Source organism: Daejeonella sp. (assembly GCF_046590655.1).
GTDB lineage: Bacteria > Bacteroidota > Bacteroidia > Sphingobacteriales > Sphingobacteriaceae > Daejeonella.
Genome location: NZ_JBKJUM010000032.1, coordinates 16853 through 42774, shown reverse-complemented (window position 1 = coordinate 42774; position 25922 = coordinate 16853). Strand labels below are relative to the sequence as shown.

General features: G+C 40.7%; 18 protein-coding genes and 1 tRNA gene. 8 read left to right on the top strand and 11 right to left on the bottom strand.

Annotated features, from left to right (window positions below):
- The first annotated feature begins 269 nt into the window (after positions 1-269).
- The 4 genes from ACLL8Z_RS03365 to ACLL8Z_RS03350 are packed head-to-tail and all read left to right on the top strand — an operon-like array spanning position 270 to position 7697.
- On the top strand, positions 270-1463 hold the full coding sequence (locus ACLL8Z_RS03365; RefSeq protein WP_411273343.1) for an anhydro-N-acetylmuramic acid kinase: 1194 nt from the start codon (positions 270-272) through the stop codon (positions 1461-1463).
- Positions 1464-1500: 37 nt separating this feature from the next.
- Positions 1501-4506, top strand: coding sequence for a SusC/RagA family TonB-linked outer membrane protein (locus tag ACLL8Z_RS03360; RefSeq protein ID WP_411273342.1), 3006 nt, complete (start codon positions 1501-1503; stop codon positions 4504-4506).
- Between the two features lie 21 nt (positions 4507-4527).
- Positions 4528-5838, top strand: coding sequence for a RagB/SusD family nutrient uptake outer membrane protein (locus tag ACLL8Z_RS03355; RefSeq protein ID WP_411273341.1), 1311 nt, complete (start codon positions 4528-4530; stop codon positions 5836-5838).
- A gap of 59 nt (positions 5839-5897) precedes the next feature.
- Positions 5898-7697 (top strand): serine hydrolase domain-containing protein, encoded by a 1800-nt coding sequence (locus ACLL8Z_RS03350; RefSeq protein ID WP_411273340.1) that lies wholly within the window; start codon positions 5898-5900, stop codon positions 7695-7697.
- Positions 7698-7701: 4 nt separating this feature from the next.
- Here the strand turns inward: ACLL8Z_RS03350 and ligD are convergent, their stop codons facing one another.
- Positions 7702-10398: a DNA ligase D gene (gene ligD, locus ACLL8Z_RS03345; protein WP_411273339.1), complete on the bottom strand. Its 2697-nt coding sequence runs from the start codon at positions 10396-10398 to the stop codon at positions 7702-7704.
- Between the two features lie 164 nt (positions 10399-10562).
- Between ligD and ACLL8Z_RS03340 the strand changes: the two genes are divergently transcribed.
- A tRNA-Val gene (locus ACLL8Z_RS03340) sits at positions 10563-10637 on the top strand.
- A 22-nt stretch (positions 10638-10659) separates the two neighbouring features.
- Here ACLL8Z_RS03340 and ACLL8Z_RS03335 read toward each other — a convergent pair.
- Positions 10660-11088, bottom strand: a complete 429-nt coding sequence (locus ACLL8Z_RS03335; protein ID WP_411273338.1) for a two-component system response regulator — start codon at positions 11086-11088, stop codon at positions 10660-10662.
- 167 nt (positions 11089-11255) lie between these two features.
- On the opposite strand from ACLL8Z_RS03335, the gene ACLL8Z_RS03330 reads away from it, so the two are divergent.
- Positions 11256-14060 carry a S8 family peptidase gene (locus ACLL8Z_RS03330; protein WP_411273337.1) on the top strand — a complete coding sequence of 935 codons (2805 nt, stop codon included), beginning with the start codon at positions 11256-11258 and terminating at the stop codon, positions 14058-14060.
- Positions 14061-14086: 26 nt separating this feature from the next.
- Here ACLL8Z_RS03330 and ACLL8Z_RS03325 read toward each other — a convergent pair whose 3' ends face one another.
- Positions 14087-14671: a thymidine kinase gene (locus tag ACLL8Z_RS03325; protein WP_411273336.1), complete on the bottom strand. Its 585-nt coding sequence runs from the start codon at positions 14669-14671 to the stop codon at positions 14087-14089.
- Between the two features lie 266 nt (positions 14672-14937).
- Between ACLL8Z_RS03325 and ACLL8Z_RS03320 the strand changes: the two genes are divergently transcribed.
- On the top strand, positions 14938-15912 hold the full coding sequence (locus tag ACLL8Z_RS03320; protein WP_411273335.1) for a hypothetical protein: 975 nt from the start codon (positions 14938-14940) through the stop codon (positions 15910-15912).
- Here the strand turns inward: ACLL8Z_RS03320 and rodA are convergent.
- Both rodA and mrdA read right to left on the bottom strand, forming a co-directional pair.
- On the bottom strand, positions 15905-17164 hold the full coding sequence (gene rodA, locus ACLL8Z_RS03315; RefSeq protein WP_411273334.1) for a rod shape-determining protein RodA: 1260 nt from the start codon (positions 17162-17164) through the stop codon (positions 15905-15907). The genes ACLL8Z_RS03320 and rodA overlap by 8 nt on opposite strands.
- The gene (gene mrdA, locus ACLL8Z_RS03310; RefSeq protein WP_411273333.1) at positions 17161-19083 is read right to left on the bottom strand and encodes a penicillin-binding protein 2; all 1923 of its coding nucleotides are present in this window, start codon (positions 19081-19083) and stop codon (positions 17161-17163) included. The genes rodA and mrdA overlap by 4 nt, the downstream gene beginning before the upstream one ends.
- A 425-nt stretch (positions 19084-19508) precedes the next feature.
- On the opposite strand from mrdA, the gene ACLL8Z_RS03305 reads away from it, so the two are divergent.
- Positions 19509-19814: a DUF983 domain-containing protein gene (locus ACLL8Z_RS03305; RefSeq protein ID WP_411273332.1), complete on the top strand. Its 306-nt coding sequence runs from the start codon at positions 19509-19511 to the stop codon at positions 19812-19814.
- 2 nt (positions 19815-19816) lie between these two features.
- On the opposite strand, the gene ACLL8Z_RS03300 is transcribed toward ACLL8Z_RS03305, so the two are convergent.
- From ACLL8Z_RS03300 to hppD, 6 genes are all read right to left on the bottom strand, one after another.
- Entirely contained in the window at positions 19817-20335 is a 519-nt protein-coding gene (locus ACLL8Z_RS03300; RefSeq protein ID WP_411273331.1) for a rod shape-determining protein MreD, read from the bottom strand.
- Positions 20332-21159: a rod shape-determining protein MreC gene (gene mreC / locus ACLL8Z_RS03295; RefSeq protein WP_411273330.1), complete on the bottom strand. Its 828-nt coding sequence runs from the start codon at positions 21157-21159 to the stop codon at positions 20332-20334. The genes ACLL8Z_RS03300 and mreC overlap by 4 nt, the downstream gene beginning before the upstream one ends.
- A 93-nt stretch (positions 21160-21252) precedes the next feature.
- A complete protein-coding gene (locus ACLL8Z_RS03290; RefSeq protein ID WP_411273329.1) occupies positions 21253-22275 on the bottom strand; it encodes a rod shape-determining protein in 1023 nt (340 codons plus the stop codon).
- A gap of 145 nt (positions 22276-22420) precedes the next feature.
- Positions 22421-23947 carry a bifunctional phosphoribosylaminoimidazolecarboxamide formyltransferase/IMP cyclohydrolase gene (gene purH / locus ACLL8Z_RS03285; RefSeq protein WP_411273328.1) on the bottom strand — a complete coding sequence of 509 codons (1527 nt, stop codon included), beginning with the start codon at positions 23945-23947 and terminating at the stop codon, positions 22421-22423.
- A gap of 141 nt (positions 23948-24088) precedes the next feature.
- Positions 24089-24667, bottom strand: coding sequence for a phosphoribosylglycinamide formyltransferase (purN, locus tag ACLL8Z_RS03280; protein ID WP_411273327.1), 579 nt, complete (start codon positions 24665-24667; stop codon positions 24089-24091).
- Positions 24668-24776: 109 nt separating this feature from the next.
- Positions 24777-25901: a 4-hydroxyphenylpyruvate dioxygenase gene (gene hppD / locus ACLL8Z_RS03275; RefSeq protein ID WP_411273326.1), complete on the bottom strand. Its 1125-nt coding sequence runs from the start codon at positions 25899-25901 to the stop codon at positions 24777-24779.
- Between the last annotated feature and the right edge of the window lie 21 nt (positions 25902-25922).

Sequence of the window (25922 nt, the reverse complement as noted above, 5' to 3'; positions counted from 1 at the left end):
GAGCTTGGAGCTTGGAGCTTGGAGCTTGGAGCTTGGAGCTTGGAGCTTGGAGCTTGGAGCTTGGAGCTTGGAGCTTGGAGCTTGGAGCTTGGAGGAAATGACCTAGTAAGGTACGATATTTTTTGATAAGAATCGAGGATCTTGTTTTGAATTTACCGTAATTTGCTATATTTAGGTATTCACCGGGCATGAGGTGAGTTTCAATTTACTTACAACTGAAAATCATCATTTTTGCGTGAATAAAGTCTTTCCTTTTAACTATCAAGGCGATGAACACTAACATTCAGAACCTCTATCATATTGCAGGTAAGCCAAGCAGAAAAATCATCGGCTTAATGTCAGGAACTTCGTTTGACGGTTTAGATATTGCATTGTGTGAGTTCAAGGGTAGTGGCCTTGAAACAATTGTTAGAGTTGAGAATTTTACTACCCGGGAGTATAAACCTGAATTCAAAGAAAACCTAAAGTCGATTTTCGCTAAAAAGTTTGCCGACCTTGAGCGTATTACATTGCTCAATGCAGTGATAGGGACCTACTATGCTGAGTTAATAATAGAGTGTTTGAATGACTGGGAAATCTCTGCGGATGAAGTTGACTTGATCGCTAGTCATGGTCAAACCATTTACCACGCTCCCTCAAGTCAGCATCAAATTTCGGGCTATCCAAACGCGACGCTGCAGATTGGGGATGCAGATCATCTGGCTATGAAAACCGGCATCATTACTTTAAGTGATTTCCGGCAGAAGCACATAGCCGCTGGCGGAGAAGGTGCGCCACTGGCGGTATACGGCGATTATCTGATTTTTTCAAGTGCTACTGAGAACCGAATTATGTTGAATATTGGAGGCATTGCAAATTTTACTTTTCTTCCATCAAGTCATTCAACAGGGTTTTTCTCGTCGGATGTTGGCCCGGGAAATACATTAATGGATCAATTTATACAGCTCAATTATCCCGGGAAGTATTTCGATAAAAATGCAGAGATCGCTTCAAGTGGTAAAGTAAATGAGAAACTTTTAGAGAAATTGCTTGATCATCCATTTTATAAGTCTGATTTCCCTAAAACTACCGGTCCTGAACTTTTCAGTATGGAGTATTTAAATAAAGCCATAGAGCACTCGGGGCGTAAAGACCTGCTAAATGAAGATGTGCTGGCAACCCTTGCACTTTTCTCTGCGAAAGGTATTATAATGGCCATAGCGAAATCAGTAGAAGGGCGCGGTGATTTCGAAATATACCTAAGCGGGGGAGGAATGTATAATCCTTTGCTTGTAAAATATGTGGAAGAGTACTTTGGTAGAAAGCTGAAATTCACATCAGATCTGGGAATTGATCCGGATGCAAAAGAGGCCGTATTATTTGCCCTGCTCGCAAATGAAGCAGTGGCAGGAGGAACTACGCCTTTTGGAAATACGCCGGGTGTACCTACAGTATCAATGGGAAAAGTTAGTTTCCCTAAATAAAAGTGTTAATTAAGAATAATCACTTAAAATCGTAAGAATGAAAAAACTGTTACAAACATTAAGAAAACGGCCTAAATTGCTCGTGGTTTTGGCCATTATGTGTTGCCAGATTGCAGTAGCACAGACTCCCAGATACACCATAAAGGGCGTAATCACGGATGCACGAAACAAGGAGCCTTTAATTGGGGCAGCAGTCAGACTTACGGGTACCAATCAGGGAACATCAACTGATGTAAATGGTCCCTACACGTTAAATGTTGAACTCAGCCAGGGAACATATCCAATTTCTGTTAGTTATGCCGGGTACAAGTCCGTGGCTCGTACAATTTCGTTAAATCAAGGTCCTGTAGTTCTTGACGTAGAATTGAGTGAGGATGCATTAAACCTCGACGAAGTTGTTGTTACAGGAACCACAGTTGCAACAAGTAAAAGGCAATTAGGAAATGCAATTTCCACGGTATCAGCAAAAGAACTTGAGGGAAGTGCCGCAACCTCAATCGACCAAGCTTTGGCTGGTAAGGTTTCGGGTGCGCAAATTTCACAGAACTCAGGCAACCCTGCGGGCGGTATAAGTGTTCGTTTACGTGGAAACAGTACAATCTCGGGATCAAGTGACCCATTGTATATTATAGATGGAGTCATTATTAATAATAGTTCGGCCGAACTTGTTGATTTAGGAGGTTACAGTCAAAACAGACTTGTAGATATTAATCCTGCTGATATCGATCGTATAGAGATTATAAAGGGTGCAGCGGGAGCGGCGATCTATGGTTCAAGAGCAAGTAACGGCGTAGTTCAGATTTTCACTAAAAAAGGAAAATCGGGCGCTCCGGTCATTAATGTTTCCACCCAGTTCCGCAGCAATTCATTACGAAAGAAACTTGAGTTTAACGAATATCCTTTTCGTTTTACCAATACCATCGCATCAGATCTAAGCCAGGTGCCGGTAACCCGCTATGATCTCCAGGAGCAGATCTTCGAAACTGCATATGGTTCGGAAACAAACGTCTCAGTGTCTGGCGGATCAGATAACAGTCAGTTTTTTGTAAGTGCCGGCTATCTCGGCAACGACGGTATTATTAAAAATACGGATTTCAAAAGAACTACTACACGTATGAGATTCGATCAAAGGTTTAACAATGTGTTTAAATTAAGTACTGGAATTAGTTACAGCAGAAGCACGAGTTCTGAGCTTCCAAATGGTGGTATAAATTCTGCATGGGGTGCGCTAACTGGCTTTATTTTCGGAAACAACTTTATTAATCCCCAACCGGACGCAACAACAGGTGTATATCCATCATTGGCTCCTTCATTCCTGTTAAGGACCAATCCTTTAGAAGCTATTAATCGTTTTGATTTCGATCAACAGACAAACCGCTTTATTGGCGATGTTACTTTGTCAGCCGAACCCACAAAAAATTTGTCGATTAATTATACTCTGGGTTTCGATAATGCCACCCAACTAGCTACCGCATTTATTCCGATTGGCAACACCACGCCAGAAAACACAACGGGATATGCTAGAAAAGCAGACAGGATAAGCCTTTTATTAAACAATGACCTGAATCTGGCTTACCGGGCGAAAGTTGGTTCATGGTTAGAATCAACCACCTCGTTGGGAGGAACTCTTCAAACTGAACGGATTAATTCGAATAGTATTACCGGTAGACAACTAAGTCCGGTGAGCCAATCTGCCTCAAGTGGAGCAGCAATAGTTACAGGCGATGCTCAATCAACACTGAACATTCAGGGATTTTATGTACAACAAACCTTCGGATTTGCCAATAAGTTGTATTTAACTGGAGCAATAAGAAGAGATGGTTCTTCATCATTTGGTGAAGCGAACAGGTGGCAGACCTATCCAAAATTGAGTGGGTCCTACATCCTTTCTGAAGAAAACTTTTGGAAAAATTCTTCTATAGGATCAATTATTCCAAGCCTGAAAATCCGTGCGTCATATGGACAATCAGGGAACTTAACTGCGATTGGTGCTTATGACCGTTTTAGTAATTACGTCAACGTTTCACTTGCAGGCCTGCCTGGTCTTTCGGCACCATCCCAGTTCGGTAATCCGGATGTTAAACCAGAGCGTCAGACCGAGAAAGAGGTTGGTTTAGATGCTAGCTTCCTGAACGACAGATTAGGACTTGAAATATCTGTATACGATAAAGCAGTTCAGGATCTGCTCCTTCCAGTTACTTTGAGGCCTTCCTCAGGTTATCTAACTCAGTTCCAGAATATTGGTAACATGACCAATAAGGGACTTGAGATTATGCTAAGAGGTGTTCCTGTTCAAAGTTCCAACTTCAAATGGAATTCAACCTTGATATTTTCCAAAGTGAAAAACAGAGTTACTGATGTTCCTGGTGGTGTGGTTACATTCCCAGGTGGCTTTGGTCAGGTTGCTGCTGTTAACGGGTTTGCTTTGGGAGCGTTTTACGCAACGGCATTTGCCCGGGATGCATCAGGTAACTTACTGCTGAACACTGCTGGTTTCCCGCAACCAGAACAAAGGAGCCGTAATACTGCCGGACAGCCTACAGGCGGAAATAAGCCTCGGGTAATTGGCGATCCTAACCCGGATTGGACAGGCTCATTTACTAATGAGTTTTCTATAGGCAATAGCCTTTCATTAAGAATGCAATGGGATGCGTCCTATGGTAATGACGTTTTCAATTTTACAAGACGCGTTGGAGATCGTGATTTTTATGGCGGACTAAAAGGTTATGAACCAGAATTAAGGGGCGAAGTTAAAAAAGGTACTTCAGCTGCTGTATTCGGTATCATGGAAAATTGGATAGAAGATGGATCTTACCTGAAATTCAGAGAGCTTTCAGCTACCTACGATGTTCGCCTAAAGGCCTTGAATAATAGACCATTACGCGTAACCGTGTCAGGGAGAAATCTATTGTCAATCGACAAGTACAAAGGATGGGATCCAGAAACTAATGCAGCCGGACAAAGCACGGCAGTTCGTGGATTCGACTTTGTGGAGGTTCCAATCCCGAGAACTATCGCTGTTGGATTAAATTATACTTTTTAACGTTAAATAAACTGAATTGAGATGAAAACGAATTTTATATATAAGTATCTCTTTCCTTCATTGGTTTTGATTGTATCTTCTTGTGAGCTTGATCAAACCAACCCTAATTCGGCAACTGATAAGCAGGTGCTGAATACAAGAGAAGGTATAATCGCCCTGAGTATAGGGATAAGACAAAACTATTCTACAAATGGACTTAGCAACGTCATGCTTGCACCTACTGTAACAGCCCGAGAGACCAAAGGTGTAGCAACCTTTACGAATACGCTGGAGCTCGAAGCTGGAGGTACAGCGCTTCCGAGTGCGAACGGTAATATACTTGGTTACTGGTCTTCCATGCAGCGCCAAATGCAAATGAGCGAAAACCTGGTAGCCAATGCGCCGTCGGTTGCAGGTCTGGAACCGGGATTACTTAGTGGTATTATGGCTCAAGCGTACCTTTTCAAAGCAATGGCTTTGACAAATTTGGCAACCACATTCGAGCAAGCTAACCTGAATAGCAGCACAACAGCGGCGGTAGTTTTTGTTCCCAGGGCGCAAGTCTTTGCTGAGGCCTTGAGACTAATTGGGCTGGGAATAACGAGCATTTCCGCAAATGCTCCTTCAGCGTCTTTTACAACATTGGTTGCCGGACCTGATTTCGATATAAGAAATACCTTGTACGCTGTGCAGGCAAGAATAAACTTAATAGCCGGTAATTATGCGCAAGCTTTGAGCAGTGCCAATATGGTAGATTTGACTAAAAAGTCGAGTTTCACCTACACTACTTTAAGTCCGAATCCATTAAACACAATTTATAATGTAACCAGATCGTATAGCCCGAGGGAAAATTTTGGGCTTCCAGCTGGATTATTTGATGCATCCGATAAACGCTTAACTTTTTATTTTACTACTCCACGGTCTGTTATTAACTCAGATCCGGTCGTCACCTTAGCAGGATTTGCCGCGGCACAGACAACTACAATTCCAGTTTATCTGCCTGATGAAATCAAATTAATCAAAGCGGAGGCTACGTTAAGAACAGACGGTTCTTTGGCTACTGCTCTTGGATTGATCAATGAAGTTAGGACTCAGGCAGCTGGTGATCTTTTCGGAGTAAATGCCGGTCTTCCAAACTATTCAGGACCTGTTACCAAAGAGGATCTCCTTTTAGAAGTTTACAGACAGCGTTGTGCTGAATTGTATCTCAGCGGATTGAAGTGGGAAGATACACGACGATTTAATCGTCCAGCTCCCCCAGCCAATAACTCGGAGCGCAATCGGGTATTCTATCCGTATCCTGATCAGGAGCGGATAAATAATCCGAATACTCCGGCAGATCCAGCAATTTAATTATCTTAGATACCAGAAAGAGAGGAGCAAAAGTTCCTCTCTTTTTTTGACCGATAATTATGAGAAAGATTTTAATTCTTGTTTGTGTTTTCGCCATTTACACAGTTAAAGCCCAGGATCAAGGTAATTCCGCCAGTTGGAATGCCACCGAAAACAGTACTGTGTTATTGAATAATAGCAAGGGAGTGATCCCACTTAAAAACGTGAGTAAGCTCAAAATTGCCAGCGTCGACTTAGGATATGGAAGTTCAGCTGTTTTTGACAGTATTGCCCGCAAGTACTGGAATATTACTTCGTTTCGTGCCGACATCATTAATTCTCCCGCAGAACTGAATGTCTTGCATATGAAACTCAAGTTTTTTGATACGGTGATTCTGAAATTGTCAGATCGAAGCTACTTCAATCAAGCGTTGATGGGTTTTCTAGCTGATCTGGAAAAGCAAAGCAATGTTGTATTAGTTTTCTCTGGAATGGGGTCTGAATTAGCCAAATTAGAAAAGCTGAAATCGCCGATAATATGGAATAAATGGCAGACAAACGAATCTGCCTCGGTAAGTGCACAAGTTTTGTTTGGGGGAGTCGAAGCAAAGGGAAAGCTTGACACCAATTACAGTACAGTATTTAAGAAGGGAACAGGCTTTGAAACAAAGAAGATCCGTCTGGGCTACTCAAGCCCTGAAGCAGTGGCTTTAAACAACAATTTTACTGCTGGAATTGATGCTATTGTCAAAGAAGGCATAGCTGCCTACTCAGCACCTTCAGCAGTAATACTGGTTGCTAAAGAGGGTAAAGTCATCTTCAACAAAGCCTATGGGTCACACACTTACGGAGGCGCTAGTCCAGCAAGGTTGGACGATATTTATGATTTAGCTTCCGTAACAAAAGTCACCGCTACAACCCCTTCAATTATGCGTTTGTACGACCGAAAGATAATTGGACTAGACACACTAATTAGTAAATATGTAGCAACGACGCGAAATATCCCTGATAAAAAGGATATCAAAATCAAAGAAGCATTACTTCACGAGGCGGGATTTTACCCCTACATTAAATTTTTTGAATTGCTGAAACCGGGTGATATGAGTAGAGATTCATCAGATGCCCATCCCGTTAAGGTGGCCGATGGTTATTTTCTGCGTGCAAATTATTTTGAAGATGTGATTTGGCCAGTTACGCTCAATTCTCATGGCGGTACGCGGGGAAAATTTGTATACAGCGATGTGAGCATGTATATGTTAAAGGAAGTAATCGAGCAGGTGACTCACAGGAGATTGAATGAGTATGTTCTGAATGAGTTTTATCTTCCTTTAGGGATGCAGTCCACAGGTTATTTGCCTCGCAATCGTTTTGAAAAGTCCAGGATTGTGCCAACAACAGAAAATGACAACTGGTTCAGAAATATGCTTGTACAAGGTTATGTAAACGATCCGGGCGCGGCTATGGCAGGTGGAGTTCAAGGACATGCTGGCTTATTCGCAAATGCGAACGACTTGGCGATTTACTACCAGATGCTTTTGAATAAGGGTATTTATGGCGGCGAGAAGTTTTTTGATCCGGCTACGGTAGACTTATTTACGTCACAGCAGTCGAAAGTTAGCCCAAGGGGTTATGGTTTTGCACGAATGACCGATGCAGAGCAAAAAGCAGACAAAGGATATCCATCAGAGTTAGCATATGGGCATAGCGGCTATACCGGAACATACGTTTGGGTAGACCCGATGTATAATCTGGTTTATATCTGTTTAACAAACAGGGTATACCCGGATGATAACAAGACTTATGGTGTTTCAAAAGTCAATCTAAGAGCAAGAGTTTTAGACTATGTATATGAGGAGCTTTTGAAAGCTCAGAGAAAGTAGCGGGTTATATATCAAATATGCTTTGGGCTTTCTCAATTACCTTTTCAAGGTCAATTCCTTTTCCCAGCACACCTTTGAAGAGATCTCCTTCAACTTTAACGCGACTAAGAGAGTTGAATATGGTAAAATCTCTCATGGTTAGCCCAGGTTTCACTTCATCCCAATGTAAGGGCATTGAAACAGTTGCTCCCGGTTTCGGACGGAGGGAATATGGTCCTGCAATAGTAGCTCCCGGGCGATTTTGAAGAAAGTCAAGATACATTTTCCCATTTCGTTTAGCGATCATTCGTTCCAGACTTGTAAATTTTGGAAGTTGCTTGTGTACAATATTAACAATTATCCGGGCGAACATCTGTGATTGATCGTAAGAATATTTTGCGGATAGGGGAATGTAAATGTGTATACCAGTTGAACCGGATGTTTTACAAAAACAGGGCACATCTATAGCATCGCAAACTTTTTTAACTTCCAGCGCGGCTTCAATAACCTGATCAAATGTGTTCTTGTCTGGATCCAGATCAATAACGCAATAGTCCGGCTGGTCAGGCGATTGAATCCTACTGAACCAGGGGTTCATTTCGATGCAGCCCAGAGAAGCCATCCAAAGTAGAGTTGCCTCATCGTCGCCCACGAGATATTTTTTGTGTTCGCCCTCTCCGTTAACGTATGGGAAAGTCTTAACCCAATCGGGTGATTTGCCTTTTACATCTTTTTGATAAAAGCTTTTCCCATGAATGCCTCCCGGAAAGCGATTCAGGGACTGTGGCCTGTCTTTAAGGTAGGGCAAAATGTATTCTGAGATTTGGTAGTAAAAATTAAACATGTCCCGCTTTGTAACCCCATCTTCGGGCCAGTACAACTTGCTAAGACTAGTAAATTTCAGTTCATGCCCGCATATTTTCCTGACCTGAGTTTCATCTTTAGGATTAAGGAGGGTTTTTCTAGCGCTGTTCTGAGGAGGTTTTACAGCCTCCCGGTGAACCGACCCTCGTTCTTCATGAACTATCGATTCTGTGTGCTGAGCAATTTCACGAACTACGTCTTTAGCTTTTTTATCTGAACGCATCCCCTGAAATGAGGGATGGCGGAACACTCCATCACTTGTTACTTCGGTGAAAGCTACTTCACAAACCAATTCCGGCTTAAGCCAGGTTGCTTTAGCCTTAGGAGGATTTGGGCGGAATCGGGAAGCCTTGTTATAATCAGGCTCTGCCGAAAATGGACTTTTGTTTTGAATCAGCGGCTTGAACTCGTCAAGCATTTCTTTTTGCAATTTTGACGAAAACCCGGTCCCCACCTTTCCAACATACTGAAACTTACCTTGTTCATAGACCCCTAATAATAAGGAACTAAACAATTTAGTGGTATCTTCGTTTTTGGTATACCCACCTATAACTACTTCCTGCCGCTTACTGACCTTAATCTTAAGCCACTCCCTGGAACGGACGTTTAGCGAGTAGGTACTTTCAGCTTTTTTGGCAATAATACCTTCAAGGCCCATTTTTTCAGCAGCGTTGAAAAAATCAACGCCGTTTGCTTTAAAAACCTTACTTAGCCTGATACTGTCGTCTTCGACGGGTAGTACGTCCCTAAGGACTTGTTGTCTTTGACTTAAGGGCATATTTATCAAGCTTTTCCCATGATACCATAAGAGGTCAAACACGTAGAAAACTATTTCTCCATCTGCTTCACTCCGCCAATTCTGGAGCTTTTCAAAATCAGATATTCCTTTTGCGTTTAAAACAATTATTTCACCATCCACCACCGCGTCAATGTTCCAGGCTTGGAGACTCTTTACGATTGGATAGAACTTATCATTAAAGCTTTTATTATTTCTTGATAGAAGATCTACCTCACCATTATTTATAAACCCCAAAGTACGATAGCCATCCCATTTTACCTCATACACCCAATCAGGATCGTCGAAGGGCTCTTCAACCAATGTGGCAAGCATAGGTTTAATTCCTGTTGGTATCCGTATTTTTTTCGCCTTCTTTAAAATACTTTCAGTGCTGAGCCCTGGATTATCTGAAATTACATCCGTATTTTTGTTTTCGTTCTTGCTCGAATTTACACTGGATTTTTCAGTAAGCTTTTCATGCCCTTCGTTCCATACCTTTTCGCTGGTTTTCTCCATGACTTCGATAGTCTTACCCGATAATATGGATTTATCTTTTTTGGTAATATCAGCTGTAGAGGCAAAGTCATCTTTGTGTTTGATAAGGAGCCAGCCGTTTTCTCCCATACCATTTGTCTTAACCAAGGCGTACTCTCCTTGTAGTTTTGTTCCGTGCAATTTGATTTTTAGCGACCCATCCTTTAACTGCTTTAGAAGATGTTTTTCCTGCTTATTTTTCCCTGTTATGTTTTCTATTGGTTCATAAGTCCCCTCGTCCCAAACAATTACGGTACCCCCTCCATATTCACCCTGGGGTATTGTACCTTCAAACAATCTATAATCATAGGGATGATCTTCTACCATCATAGCAAGCCGCTTGGTTTTTGGATCGGTAGATGGACCTTTTGGTACCGCCCAACTTTTCAGTACACCTTCCATCTCGAGCCTGAAATCATAGTGCAGACGGCTCGCGTCATGTTTCTGGATTACAAAACGTAGCTTTTCCTTGTCTTCGCTTTTACCTGCTTTTGGTTCAGAGGTCCTGGTGAAATCTCTCTTTTTAACATATTTCTCTAGGGTCATGCTGTGAAACTTTAGTGGTTTAGTCGATAAAATAACCAACAATAAGCCTTCGTAAAAGTTTAGTTTGGGCACGACATAAATTGGGCTGGCGCTTAGAACTTGAGAAATATACTGTTATATTGCAGAGATTTTGAACGAAGGTATATCGGAAAATTGGATAACACGGGAAATTAGCTCAGCTGGTTTAGAGCACTACCTCGACAAGGTAGGGGTCGCTGGTTCGAACCCAGTATTTCCCACTAAGACTTATTATTGGATTCGCTAGATTATTTCTGCCAGGCTTTCATGAAGCCTGGTGAGATATTCTATCGTAATTGGTTGTTTCATAAAATCAGCAATAAACGGATGTTCTTTTGCCCTTAAGCAATCTTGAGCATCAATGGATTGAGAAGTAATAATAATTTTTGTATCTATGAAATAGGGCCAAATATCACTTGCAAACCTGTCCAGAAACTCCCAGCCATCCATCACCGGCATGTGAAGGTCAAGAAAAATCACTTTGGGATAATCTCCAGTGCTGTGTGCATTATCAGCAATCAATTGCTCACAATATTTAAGCGCTCCAAGACCGTCCTTTTTTTCGTTAATCTTTTCTGCAAAATTAGACTTGGTCAGGGCGCGCTTTAGTATAAATAATGTGATATCATTATCATTTACGCATAACACTCTGTTCAGTTTTTCAAGTACCACCTAATTTTTGTAGCTAATACATAGCTATACGATATAGCTACTTTTAAAGTTTCATAAATCTTACTCTTTCGATAAATACTTACAATGCTTAATCATAAATGGCGGCGAAGCTTGTTATCTATATTTACTTTTGAGGTGTTTTTACTATTTTTGAGAAACGACTCTATATGAAAATACTTTTACTGCTAATATTTTGCTCTTCTGTTTTAGCAGTTCAAGGACAAGGACATACGGGTACCGTCGCTAGGAGATTCAATTTCCCGAAAGGAACTTCAGCTGCAAACTATTTACCGAACACTGTTATTATCAAGTTTAGGGAAGGTAGTACCTTAAGTCAGATAAAAGCTGCAACCAGAACCCTAAATTCTAACACACTTGGTATAAAGTCGGCTAACCTCAAAGAGGTCAGGCAATTGTTCAAAGGTTCTGTACTTTCATCAAACAGGCAGATACTACCAACAGACAATAGTGTTACGGTAGGAATTGATCGTATTTATGAATTTAAGTTTAGTGGTAACGTTGGCATAGAGACCGTTATAAATGAAATCTTACTTAGTCCCATTATAGATTATGCCGAACCAAGTTATATTTATCATACTTCTTATGTTCCCAATGATCCGCTCTATAATTCATCGCAGAATTATCTGAGGCAAATAAAAGCAGACCTCGCCTGGGACGTGGTCAGAAATTCTTCAGGGATTATTATTGCTATTGTCGATTCCGGATCTGATCTGGACCATGAGGATCTTAGAGCGAACCTTCTGCTCCCTGGGAAGGATTTGGTAGGGGCCAGCTTCACTACAATGATTGAAGATAACGATCCGGATGTTAAAAGTGATTCAACAGACCATGGCGTGCGGGTAAGTGGTCTGGCGTCAGCCGTTTCTGATAACGGAATTGGAATAAGCGGCGTTGCATTTAATGCAAAATTGCTTATTGTAAAGGCTGGGGCAGATAATAATGCAACTGCAATCTACCGGGGCTATGAAGGAATTAAGTATGCGGCCGATAACGGTGCAAATATAATTAATTGTTCTTGGGGTGGCCCTGCCGGGGGAGCTTATGGACAAGATATTATAAATTACGCAATAGCAAAAGGTTGTTTGGTTATTGTTGCAGCCGGAAACGAAGGATCCCTTGATGCTGATTATCCTGCTTTTTACTCCGGAGTAATGGCCGTGGCTAGCGTTGATAACTCAGATAGGAAGAGCAATTTTTCTAATTACGGCCCCCATATTGCTCTCACTGCACCAGGGGAAACATTTTCTACAGGTAATCGCAACAATTATACAATAGCACGGGGAACTTCCTTTTCAGTTCCCTTAGTGTCTGGTACGGCGGCTCTGGTCAAAAGTCGGTTTCCTCAATTTGACATGAGCCAGGTTAGGGAACAGATAAGGGTTACAACGGACAATATTGATGCGTTGAACACAAATTTTCAAGGGTTACTTGGAAAAGGAAGGTTAAATGTTTTTCGAGCGGTAACTGAAACTCCGCCCTCTATCCGTCAGCAAAAAATAACACTTCTTGATAAAGGCCGTGGCTCAATTCCCCCAGGTGATACATTACGAATATTTCTTGACCTTAAGAATTTCCTCTCACCTGCGTCTGGAATTATCGTAAAACTTAGTTCTGATAACCCCGACGTCCAAGTTATCAATGAGCAGATCAATATTGCAACATTAGGCACATCACAGATTCAGACAATGGTGGGTGCATTTAGAGTATTTATTAAACCTGGAATTTCAGATAATGAACAGGTTGCTTTTAAACTGACTTACACTGCCGCTGGAGGATATAATGATGCCGAATCATTTATTATCCGGGTTGCATTGGATTATTTGAATATTACAGTAAATAAAATTGCAACAACTATAAGCAGTAATGGCCGGATCGGATTTAGCGGCCCTGAAGGCACAAATGGCCTTGGCTTTATGTATTTGAACGAGCAACTGTTAAATGAAGCCTCGCTAATGATAGGGAGCTCATCTGTAAAGGTTTCCAACAATGCTCGAAACGATCGGGGTGGTTCAGATGAACACTTCGTTAAGACGGTAAGAGTTGCAAAAGTGGATGATAATCTGGTAGCATTTAAGGGACGATCCGAATTTGATGATTCTGCCAACCCCCTCAGGCTAAACCTTTTGGTAAGACATAGCCAAACAGCATTCGCCACGGTGCCAGACGATAAGTACATTATAGCGGAATATGAAATTAGAAATACTGGTAGTGCAATACTGAGTGGTGTTTACGCTGGTTTGCTCACCGATTGGGATGTTGATGTGTCCGGAAGAGACGTTACGAAGTTTGATCCCACGAACCGGCTGGGGTTAGTATATCCTAAGATTGGAAATGGAATTTATGCTGGGGTGAAGCTTTTAAATTCAGAGTTTGGAACAGCCTATTATCCCCTGTCAGATCAGATAATTGGAGACCCCGCGCAGAGCGGGGGGGGGCTTAATATTGCTGAGAAATATGAAACAATTTCAAGCGGAATTAAAGCATTATCCCTGGGTGAGTCGACTACAAACGGTACTAATGTTTTTTTTGTTAGTGGTTACGGCCCGCTTACCATTCCAGTTAACGGCTCCGTTAAATTAGGTTTTGCATTTATTGCAGGAGACAGTCAGGCAGATATTGAGACAAGTGCCCAGGCTGCTCAGAAAAAATACGACCAAGCTATTCAGGGGAGCACCTTAATACCTACAGAGGGATTTGTTCTTGAACAGAATTTTCCCAATCCCTCAACTAATTTTACTACAGTCAATTTTAGCATTGCCGAAACTGGTATTACCTCCATAATACTTTACAATACGGCAGGCCAACAATTACAGGAACTGGTTAATGCAAATTTACCAACGGGTTCCTATAGTATAAATATTAGCTCTTCGAATCTTGAGGCTGGGATATATTTATACAGAATGAGATTTAAGGGTAAAGAGAAATCACTTAAACTGATTGTAGCGAAATAGAGTAAAAACCGGAAAGTTCTTATTACTTAAATTTCTGACGTAGAATTATAACATATTCTGCACCTGGGCTCATAACTTTCCTTTTCACCAAGCAATATCTTAGCATCACTGGCAGCAGTTCTATAGGAATAAGTAGCAGGGCCTCCGCATTGAACACAAACTGCATGAACCTTGGTTACTAGTTCGGCTATTGACATCAACGCGGGCATAGGGCCGAAAGGTTTTCCCTGAAAGTCCATGTCTAATCCGGCAATTACAACACGTATACCCCGGTTAGCAAGTTTATTGCATACATCGGGAAGTTCTTCATCAAAAAATTGAGCCTCATCAATTCCGACTACTTCCGTATTTGCACCTAAAAGAAGGATGGAATGTGCACTCTCGACCGGGGTAGAGTGTATCGAATTTAGATCATGAGACACTACTGACATCTCGTTGTAACGAGTGTCGGTTTTCGGTTTAAAAATTTCCACATTCAGTTTTGCAATCTGGGCTCTTCTGAGTCTTCTGATCAACTCTTCTGTCTTTCCTGAGAACATGGACCCACAAATAACTTCTATACTTCCGCCGAGTTCTTTTCTTCGTTTAAAATTGTGCTCACTGAATAACATCGTATTCTTTATCCCCTTAGTTTATGTGGTCTAATATCTGAATTTCATTTGAATTTAACTTGTTTTTAAATGCTATGAACCTATCTGACGCAAGGCAAAGCAATTATAAGTGGATTACGACTTTTGTTAAGTGCTAGCTAATTTAGGTTTTATTGGCCTATAATGCGTAGGATATGAATGCAGTTCCAGTCGCTGGATAAGATGTTTTCAAACTATTAGGGATTAAAAATTACTAACCTTTATTAATTATTGTATTTATCTTTGAAATGGTGAACTCAGGCTTGGTTAAGCAAATTTTAGATCTGATCAGCAATATTAAAATGATGAACAAGAAAGAAATCTTAAAAAAAGTGGGGGGAATACTTTCTGAGTTGAACGAACAATTTGAGTATCTCTCACAAAGTCCGGATAATCTTAACAAGTTAGAGTTAGAGCTTTTTTCGGCTAATGCGAATTTCCTTTCTGATCACCTCGCTATTTTGGTTAAATTGAATGATACAAAGGTAGAAAATCAAAATATATCAGATGAAGAGCCTGAAGTAAGAAGCGATCAATCTGACTCAGAAATAGTCAATCCGTTGCCCGAAAGACAACAAGTGAAGAATATAATAGACTGGAAGTTAGAGGTTGAGACGACGACGGAACCCGAACTAAGATTTGAAGTTCAGGAAGAACAATCTAATAAACTTTTTGACCAGCCGTTAACTGATGACGAGAAAAGGGTGATCGACGAGAAGACAAGGCTTAAGATACCAGTTGAGGAAGACCTGGCTGATTCTACGAACGTTAAAGAAGCTGACGATAAAAACATAAAAGACTTAGATATTGTAAGTTTAGAATCTCAGGAAGACGATATTTATCTGAAAGAAGTGATGATATCTGAACAAACAATCGACATCCCAGTGAAGGTAAACATGGAGGATAATCTGGCACCAACTGTTAACGATTTGCTTTCCAGGAATATCTCCCACCAGACTGTTGCAGGACAATTTAATTTAACAAAAGCTAAAGATCTAAAAGCTATGATCAGCCTTAACGATAAGCTTTTGTTCGTGCGGGACCTTTTTAATGGTTATAGCCTGGCATATAGTGAAGCACTGGAGCTTTTAAACCGTTTTGACAGTTTTGAAGCGGCTGATAATTTTCTTCAGCAAAACTATGCCGTGAAAAATAATTGGGCTGATAAGCAGGACGTTACAGACAAGTTTTATGAGATACTTAATATCCGTTTTGTTAAATAATTCCCATCCTGTTCGAATCCAGCTTAAGCAGAATAAATAACAGTATTGTAAAACTCCATAGCGAGGAACCGCCATAACTTAAAAACGGAAGAGGAATTCCAATTACAGGAATAAGTCCGATAGTCATGCCTACATTGATGAAGAAGTGGAAGAACAGAATAGATGCCACACCATACCCATATATCCTTGAAAAAGGAGAGCGTTGTCGTTCTGCAATAATAACCAGCCGTAAAAGTAGAAACAGGTAGAGGCTGATAACAACAAAACATCCAGCGAATCCCCATTCCTCGCCGACTGTGCAGAATATGAAATCAGTACTTTGCTCAGGGACAAAATTATACTTTGTTTGAGTACCCTGAAGATATCCTTTGCCCCATAGTCCACCGGAACCAATGGCTATTTTTGATTGGTTTAGATTATATCCGACTCCGCGGGGATCATTTACTTTACCCAAAATAACATCTATGCGGTTCTTTTGATGAGGTTTGAGTATGCTGTTGTATGCAAAATCAACTGAGAATACAAAAACAATTGAAAACAAAAGTCCGATGCTAAAAACAGTTATCATCTTTCGATTTTTCCGGAAAAGATAGATAAGAAATCCTGCGAAAGCCACTACACCTATAATAACATAATATTTATTGTAAAGAACGGTCAGGATAAAAAGTAAAATCGAGAGACCTTCGATAACCAGAAAATAACCTGAAAGCCCTTCCCTGTAGAGAACCAGGATCAGCGAGCTGAATGTTAGCGCAGAACCGGCATCCGGCTGGAATAAGATTAGAGCAGTAGGAATTAAAATGATAAATGCAGCAACCACTTGAGTCCGGATTTCTTGAACTTTAACCGTACTTGAGCTAAGGTATCGTGCAAGCAATAAACAGGTTGCAAACTTCGCAAACTCGGACGGTTGTAACCTGAAATTGCCTATCGGAATCCAGGCCTGGTTTCCACCCACGTTTCTCCCTATGATTAAAACCAATACAAGTAATAGGAGTGTTATGCCATAAAAGATAGGCGAAAAGGCATTAAAGAATTTTCCATCCAATAATAATATGATGAAGCCAATAATTACAGCTGATACAATAAAAATTAATTGTTTTCCATAATTAGTATCAAGATCGACAATACTTGGATTATCTGCATCATATACTGCAGCATGGATGTTGAACCAGCCAATAATGCACAATGCAAGGTAGGTCAATATAATGAACCAGTCGACGTTGAAGAATAGACTCCGCTGATTGTTCATCTTGTCGTTTTTACTGGCAAAACTTGTTTCGGAGTTTGCCCCTTATTCTTTACGCTGTCGGAAGAAACTTTTTTGGGATTCTTTGGCTTAATAGTGAATCCTGGTAAAAGGTTTGCTTCAATCAGCCTGTCCATGTAAGCCCTGGGCCTTGAAATAGAATCTTTAAGATATTTTTCGACCATTAAACTTGCTATTGGTGCAGACCAGGTTGCTCCGAAACCAGCATTTTCCACTACAACTGCAATTGCAATTTTTGGGTTGTTTCGTGGTGCAAACGCTACAAATACAGAATGGTCTTTTCCGTGAGGATTCTGAACTGTGCCAGTTTTTCCGCACATTTCAATACTATTAATTTTAGAGTAATAAGCAGTACCCCACCCCTGATTAACGACTTCGCTCATACCTTGAATTACTACTTCAAAGTACTTCGAATCAATACCAGCACTATTTTTTACGGTATATTCTTCTTTTATCACTTTTTTGTCGCCGATAGCTTTTATAAGGTGCGGTTTATAAAAGAAACCCCGGTTAGCAACAATAGCCATAATATTTGCCATTTGAAGGGGCGTGATACCCAATTGTCCCTGGCCAATTGATAAGGAGATCGTAAAGGGTGAACCCCAGCGATCGCTTTTGAAGGCCTTAGAATGAAACTCATCAGTGGGTATCAAACCCTTACGCTCTCCTGGGAGGTCAATTCCAAGCGGACTTCCAATCCCGAACTTAGAGACAGCATTACGCCATCTCTTGTAAGCATTTACGGGCCTCATTCCTGCATCATCAATCATCCGGCTGTAGGTGTATCCATAATATGTATTGCACGATTCCCTAATGGATCCTCGAAGGTCGATCGATCGGTGGACGTGCGTACAACGCATCCACCCCCGTCTTCCATATCTGTAACCTCCCGGACAAAAGAAAAAAGTTTTCTCATTGATTAAGCCAAATTGTTGTGCAACCAGGGCGTTCACAACTTTAAAGATTGAGCCCGGAGGATATTCAGCTTGTATAGGGCGAACGAACATTGGCTTATATGTATCCCCAAGCAGTGCCATGTAATTATTGCCTCTTTGTCGCCCTACCATTAAATTAGGATCATATCCCGGGCTGCTGACAAAAGAAAGTATTTCTCCGGTGGACGGCTCGATCGCTACTATACTCCCTATTTTATTAATCATTAGCTTCTCGCCAAGTTTCTGAAGTTCCTTGTCAAGGGATGAAATCATGTGTTCTCCAGCGACAGCAAGTGTATCATATTTACCATCGGCATAATGGCCTTTGGGCCTGTTAAGAGCATCAACCATGAGATTCTGAACTCCTCGTTGTCCTCGTAAAAGGTCTTCGTATGATTTTTCTACTCCGGTAATTCCCAGATAATCACCCAAATTGTAGAAGCCGTTCGATTTGTCGATCGCATTTTGATTTACTTCGCCGATATATCCCAGAAAATGGGCACCTATGCTATCCGGATACCGGCGAACAGTCCGATTTTGCACGAAAAATCCTGGAAAGTCCGAGAGTTTTTCCTGAAAGGATGCATAGATCTGTACAGATAGTTGTTTTTCAAAGATTGACGCTTTGTACGGTGAATATGACCTTGCCTTCTTGAATTGTCGGTTGAATCGCACTTTGTCGATTCCAATAAGTTTGCAGAACTCAAGTGTATCAAAGGCGGTAACTTCACGCGGTATTACCATAAGATCGTAAACCGGCTCATTTTGCACGAGAATCTGTTCTTTTCTGTCAAGAATTATCCCCCTGGCCGGATATATTGGCAATCTTCTAATAACGTTGTTTTCAGCGGAAAGCATATACTCATCGCTAATGACTTGTATATAAAACAATCGCATTAGCAGAATAATCGTTATAACGATAAATATTCCCTGAACAACATACTTTCTGGCGAAAAAACTATTCATTTTTGCGATATCTTAATCCTTTGGTTTAAGAGAGTAATTATCAGTAATAACGTACAAAAAATGAGCGGGATTTAGTCCTGGAATTACCCTGTAAAAATAGTAAAAGTATTGTTGAAAAGTGTTATTAAGCATAGGATGGTGATGATTTTCTACGTCAGACAGCATTTTTGGTTTCGAAAACATTCGATCCCATTAAATCCTCCCAACTTTTCAGTGTGAAAGCACAAATTATCTCTCATATATTTACAACAATACGCATGCATTATCTATTATAGTTACTTTTGTGGATGTTAATGAAATCAATGCCGGAGGATAATTCAACTCAGAAAGTCTCACAATTGTATGCCTTAGTAAATTCGAAGTGTCCGCGTTGCAGAAGGGGCGACGTTTTTCAAAATTCAATGTATGGCTTTAAATCACAGAAGATGTTTGATAACTGCCCGCATTGCAACCTTAAATTTGAACGGGAACCGGGTTATTTTTACGTCGCAATGTTTGTTAGTTATGGCCTCAATGTGTTGCAAATGATCGCTGCGGGTTTATTAGCATATCTTATTACCGGAAACACGACCAACCCCTGGCTATACATGGCTGTAATCTTTCCGGCGGTAATCATACTTTCCCCTTTTAATTACCGCTATTCGAGGCTGGTTCTTCTGCATTATTTAACGCCCGGACTAAACTATATTCCTGAAATGAGCAGAGATCGAAAATCATCGGTAGCAAAGTAAGTCTATCTTACTTTTTTCCGGTAGAATACAAACTCTGCTACGAGAATTAATACAGAGCTTAGTAAGGTACTCAGTAGAACCCTGATCATTGTGTAACCAAATTCGGAAATTCTGAAAGCTTCGAAAGTGAACAATGCGAGGTGATGAAAGAATGCGAGTATAACAGTGTAAAATACGAACCATCTGAATCCCATAATTCCAAGACGTGGTTCCGGCTCATTATCAAAACCATCCCGCTGTACGGTTACACTTATAAATATGACCCTCACAAAGGCGAGCACACTGCAAGCAAGCGCATGTAAACCAAGGGTGTTATAAAATATATCTACTGTAAGTCCGCATATAAAAGCAAGTAGAAAGAGCAATCCGTTGGGGATATTAAAAGGCAGGAGTAAAATAAATAGTATGTACAGATAAGGAACGCTTAGATTGTAGTATCCTGTATTTTTTAAGAGAAAAACTTGGGTGGCTATCAGGAGGATGAACCGTATGGTATTGATAATTAATGCTCGTCCCATCATTCAATTTTGTTGGAAGCTTCAAGAGACAATTGCTCATTGGAAAGCATGTTATTGATAACATATACATATTGTAGCGAAGAAAAATCGGTACCCAGCTTTACTTCGATGTCTAAAGAACTGTCATTGCCCTTTACTCCGGTTCTGGAAACTGTACCGATATTAGTTCCCGGAGGGAATAAAGAAAATTCTGACGTTACTACTTGTGAACCTTTTTTCACAATAAGGTGACTTTGAATATCTTTCAGTATGGCAAATCGGGGATTGAAGGTTCCTTCGCCCCATACAAGCGAGCCAATATTCCCATCCACACTGGCGCTGATCTTCGTTTCAGTGTGCAGAAGAGACCGGATAGTTGCGAAATTTTCAGACACGTTAAGTACTATCCCAACTATTCCAGAAGCAGAAGTAACACCCATTCCTTTTTCAATGCCATGTTTTTTACCCCGGTTGATGGTTATATAATTGTTCTTTTGGTGGATGGAAGGGTTAATTACTCTGGCAACCGTATAGGTATATTGTTGTTTTAAAACTGTATCTCTGACCGTAACCCTCTTAATACTATCGTTATAAAACGAGTCTTTTAACAGGTTTCTCAACCTCGCATTTTCTGCAGCAAGGCTATCGTTTGTTTTTCCAAGCACGAGGTAACTGCTAAATTTGTTTACCCGTTCATAAGTGCTTCCCACTATCTGATTGGATGAATTCCATACACTAGCGCGTTGATAAGAGTTATTATTTACCATCAATATAAGGGCAATGGTAAAAAAAATGATTAGCAAAAAAAATGCGTTGTACTTACTTATGAAAAGCCAAAGGTTACGCATGGTTGAGTTATAGGTGGTAAGTTATAAGTTGTAAGTAAGCAAATTTAACAGGGAAGTCAAACTTAGTACTTATGACTTATCACTCACAACACCTTATTGCATTAAGAATTTGAAATTGCCAATATTTTTCAATGCGATCCCAGTCCCTCTTACTACTGCACGAAGGGGATCTTCAGCTACGTGAACGGGCAGTTTGGTTTTGGCAGCGATGCGCTTATCAAGGCCGCGAAGTAGTGCGCCGCCTCCGGTTAAATAGATTCCTGTTTGATATATATCCGCAGAAAGCTCTGGAGGAGTAATTTCGAGGGCTTTAAGAATAGCTTCTTCAATCTTTGAAATCGATTTATCAAGGCAATGTGCAATTTCAGTATAGGAAACGGTGATCTGTTTAGGAACGCCAGTCATCAGATCCCGTCCCTGCACAGCATAGTCACCTGGAGGATCTGACAATTCCGGTAAGGCTGCACCAACTTCAATTTTTATTTTTTCAGCGGTGCGGTCTCCGATCATTATGTTGTGTTGACGGCGAATGTATTGCACTATATCACTGTCAAAATTATCACCGGCAACTCGAATAGATTGATCGCATACAATTCCAGAGAGGGCAATAACAGCGATTTCAGTAGTTCCTCCACCTATATCGATAATCATATTTCCCATTGGCTCTTCAACATCAATGCCGATGCCAACTGCAGCAGCCATTGGTTCGTGTATTAGATAAACTTCTTTGGCGCCCGCAATTTCGGCGGAATCCCTAACGGCTCGTTTTTCTACTTCCGTAATGCCTGAAGGGATACATATTACCATACGGAGTGATGGGAAAAACCATCCTTTGCCGTTATTGATCATTTTAATCATACCGCGTATCATGTACTCGGCCGCATTGAAATCTGCAATTACTCCATCCTTTAATGGTCGTACAGTTCGGATATTATCATGGGTTTTGCCTTCCATTTGCATAGCCTGACGACCTATAGCGATAACCTTATTTGTAGTGCGGTCAAAAGCCACTATCGAGGGCTCATCTACAACAACCTTATCATTATGAATAATAAGAGTATTTGCGGTGCCCAAGTCAATCGCGATCTCTTGTGTAAACCAATTAAATAAACCCATTGCTGTATTGTTAGATGCTGAAAATATATGCTAAGATAAACTCTTTTTTAGTTGTTTGTTGTTGGTGGTTAGTTTTTAGTTGACGGTTACCAGCAACGGTCCGGGCCCCGAGTCTTGATACCTGATACCTGATACTTGCTACTATTTAATGTTTAAAATGACGTACTCCTGTCGTGACCATCCCTATGCCTTTGTTGTTCGCCATATCTATTGATTCTTGGTCTTTAATTGATCCGCCAGGTTGTAATACCATCACCACACCAGCATCTGCTGCTATTTCTACGCAATCAGGAAAAGGGAAAAAAGCATCAGATGCCATTACACAACCTGAAAGGTTAAAATGAAATGCTTTAGCCTTTACTATTGCTTGCTGTAAAGCGTCGACGCGCGATGTTTGACCCATGCCGCTCGCAATTAGACTACCATTTTTAGCTAAAACAATTGTATTAGACTTCGTGTGCTTTACAATCTTATTCGCAAATACCAGGTCCTCAAGTTGCTGTTCAGTTGGTTTTCGTTCCGTTACATGGATCATCTCTTCAGGTCCCTCCATTTTCAGATCTTTATCTTGTTCGATTATTCCATTCAAAAGTGTTTTGAATTGCTTCGAAGGGAGTTTAATTTCGTTTCTTTTCAAGATAATCCGGTTCTTTTTGCCCGTGAGTAGGGTAAGCGCCTCTACACTATACGATGGTGCAATTAAAACTTCAAAGAAAAGATTGTTAATTTCTGCAGCTGTCACTGCATCGATCCCGCGGTTGCAAATCAGGACACCCCCAAATGCAGAAACAGGATCGCATGCAAGGGCAGTTTTCCATGCTTCGAGAATTGACTCTCTTGAAGCAATGCCGCATGCATTAGTATGTTTCAAAATAGCGAAAGTAGGTTTTTCAAATTCATCAACTAATGAAACAGCAGCATCTACATCAACAAGATTATTGTAAGAAAGCTCTTTTCCGTTAAGTTTTTCAAACATCTCGTTTAAGTCGCCGAAGAAAACACCCTTTTGATGAGGGTTTTCTCCGTAACGAAGAGAAACTTCATTGGTTTCACTGTATTTGAAAACGGAGAGAGGCTCCTGCTGATTAAAATAATTAAAAATTGCGGTATCGTAATGAGATGAGGTGTTAAAAGCCTGGCGCGCGAATGATTTGCGATGCGATAACATCGTGTAACCCCCGTTTTCTGTTAAAACATCGCTAAGAGTTGTATAATCGTTTTTTGATGCGATAATAACTACGTCGTTAAAATTTTTAGCTGCAGCACGTATAAGGGAGATGCCGCCAATGTCAATTTTCTCAATAATATCTTCCTCTTTTGCTCCCGACCTAACTGTCTCCTCAAAGGGGTAAAGGTCGACGATCACAAGATCTATTTCAGGAATCTCATATTGCGCGATTTGGTTTTTATCTTCTTTATTATCCCTGCGATTTAAAATGCCGCCGAAGACCTTTGGATGAAGTGTCTTTACGCGACCGCCGAGAATAGAGGGATAGCCGGTTAGGTTTTCAACAGCTATAACGTCAATGCCCAAATCACGGATAAAGTTTTCGGTGCCACCCGTTGAGTAAAAATTAACTCCATCAGCATGCAACTGACGGATAAGTGGTTCTAAGTTATCTTTGTAATAGACTGAAATTAAAGCGTTTTTTATCTTAACAGGGCGGCTCATTGAAAAATTTTACGTAGAGCCGCAAAGATAGAGTTTTAATTGAGAGTTGAGAATTGAGAGTTGAAAATTGAGAGTTGAAAATTGATTGCTGTATTAAACTACGAAAATTGCATTCTGGTGTAATTCCCCAGTCTCAATTAGTTATGACTTCATCTTCTTTAACAACCCTTCCACTACTCTCGGATAGTGAAGGTGTTCCAGTTGTTGGCCTTTAAATTTCGTCATTTCGATATCGTCACCCTTTTCAATACGGAAACGGGATTGATGAATAATTTCACCATCATCAAAATTTTCGTTCACAAAATGAATAGTAACACCTGATTCCTCATCTTTTGCATCGAGCACAGATTGATGAACTTTGTCCCCAAACATGCCTTTACCGCCATACTTGGGGAGAAGAGCCGGATGAATATTTATTATTTTATTGGGAAAAGCTTGAAGCAAATTTTGAGGAATTAGCCAAAGGAAACCCGCAAGCACTATTAAGTCTATTTGAAGATTTCTCAGTAACAAGACTACATGATCTGTTTTAGTGAACTCGTGCTTCTCAAAGATATGCGATGGAATTTCAAAATTGTCTGCGCGTTGCAAAACGTATGCTTCCGGATTATTTGTAAGCACTATAGCAACCTCTGCTTCATCATGTTTTTTGAAATACTCCATGATCTTTTGTGCGTTCGATCCGGAACCTGAGGCAAAAATGGCTATTCGTTTCTTCAAACTGTGTGTTTTTAACAAAGATATTATTTTGACGGTTTTATAGAAATGATTTTGGTAAATACGTGATTAAAACACGGAGAAGATAGCACTGTTAGCTAATAAAACTGAATTACAAATTCCCTCTCAAATCCTGCTCCCTTTCTAAAGCTTCGAACAGTGCCTTGAAATTACCTGCTCCAAATGATTTAGCACCTTTTCGTTGAATTATCTCGAAGAAAAGAGTGGGTCTGTCCTCAACAGGTTTTGTAAATATTTGAAGAAGATAACCTTCTTCATCTCTGTCAACCAGAATTCCGAGATGTTTCAGAGGCTCAATATCTTCCTCTATCTTCCCAACACGAGCTTCCAGATCATCATAATAAACCGTAGGGACCTTCAGGAATTCTACGCCACGATCCTGTAGTTTAGTTACGGTGTCAACAATGTCATTGGTCGCGATCGCTATATGCTGAACTCCTTCGTCTCCATAAAAATCGAGATACTCCTCGACCTGGGATCTCTTTTTGCCTTCAGCAGGTTCGTTTATAGGAAATTTAACATATCCGTTTCCATTGCTCATCACCTTGCTCATTAGTGCAGAATATTCAGTCGATATTTGCTTGTCGTCGAAAGTAAGGATGTTTTTGAAGCCCATAATGTCCTCGTAAAATTTAACCCATTTGTCCATTTGGTTCCAACCCACATTACCAACACAATGATCAACATATAATAAGCCGGCCTCGTCAGGATTATAATGGCTTTCCCATTTTTTAAATCCGGGGATGAAGAGACCCCTGTAATCCTTTCTTTCTATAAATAGATGCACAGTCTCACCATAGGTATAAATTCCACTCATTTTGACTACACCGTTTTCGTCCTCCAGGGTTTGGGGTTCCATATAACTCTCGGCTCCTCGCGAAGTTGTCTCATGGTAAGATTTGTAGGCATCGTCAACCCAGAGTGCGATAATTTTTACACCATCTCCGTGTTTTGTGAGCTGTTCAGAGATAGGATGTTCTGGAAATAGGGGGGTGGTTAAGACCAGCCTGATCTTATTTTGCATTAACACATATGAAGCGCGATCTTTCACACCTGTTTCGGGTCCGGCATATGCCAGACTTTGGAAGCCAAATGCTGTTTTGTAGAAATGGGCGGCCTGTTTTGCATTCCCTACATACATTTCAATATAATCAGTTCCGTTTAAAGGAAGAAAGTCGGCATTATGGGCTTTACTTTCTAATTTTTCAGTTATCATAACGTAAGTTTTTTAAGCAAA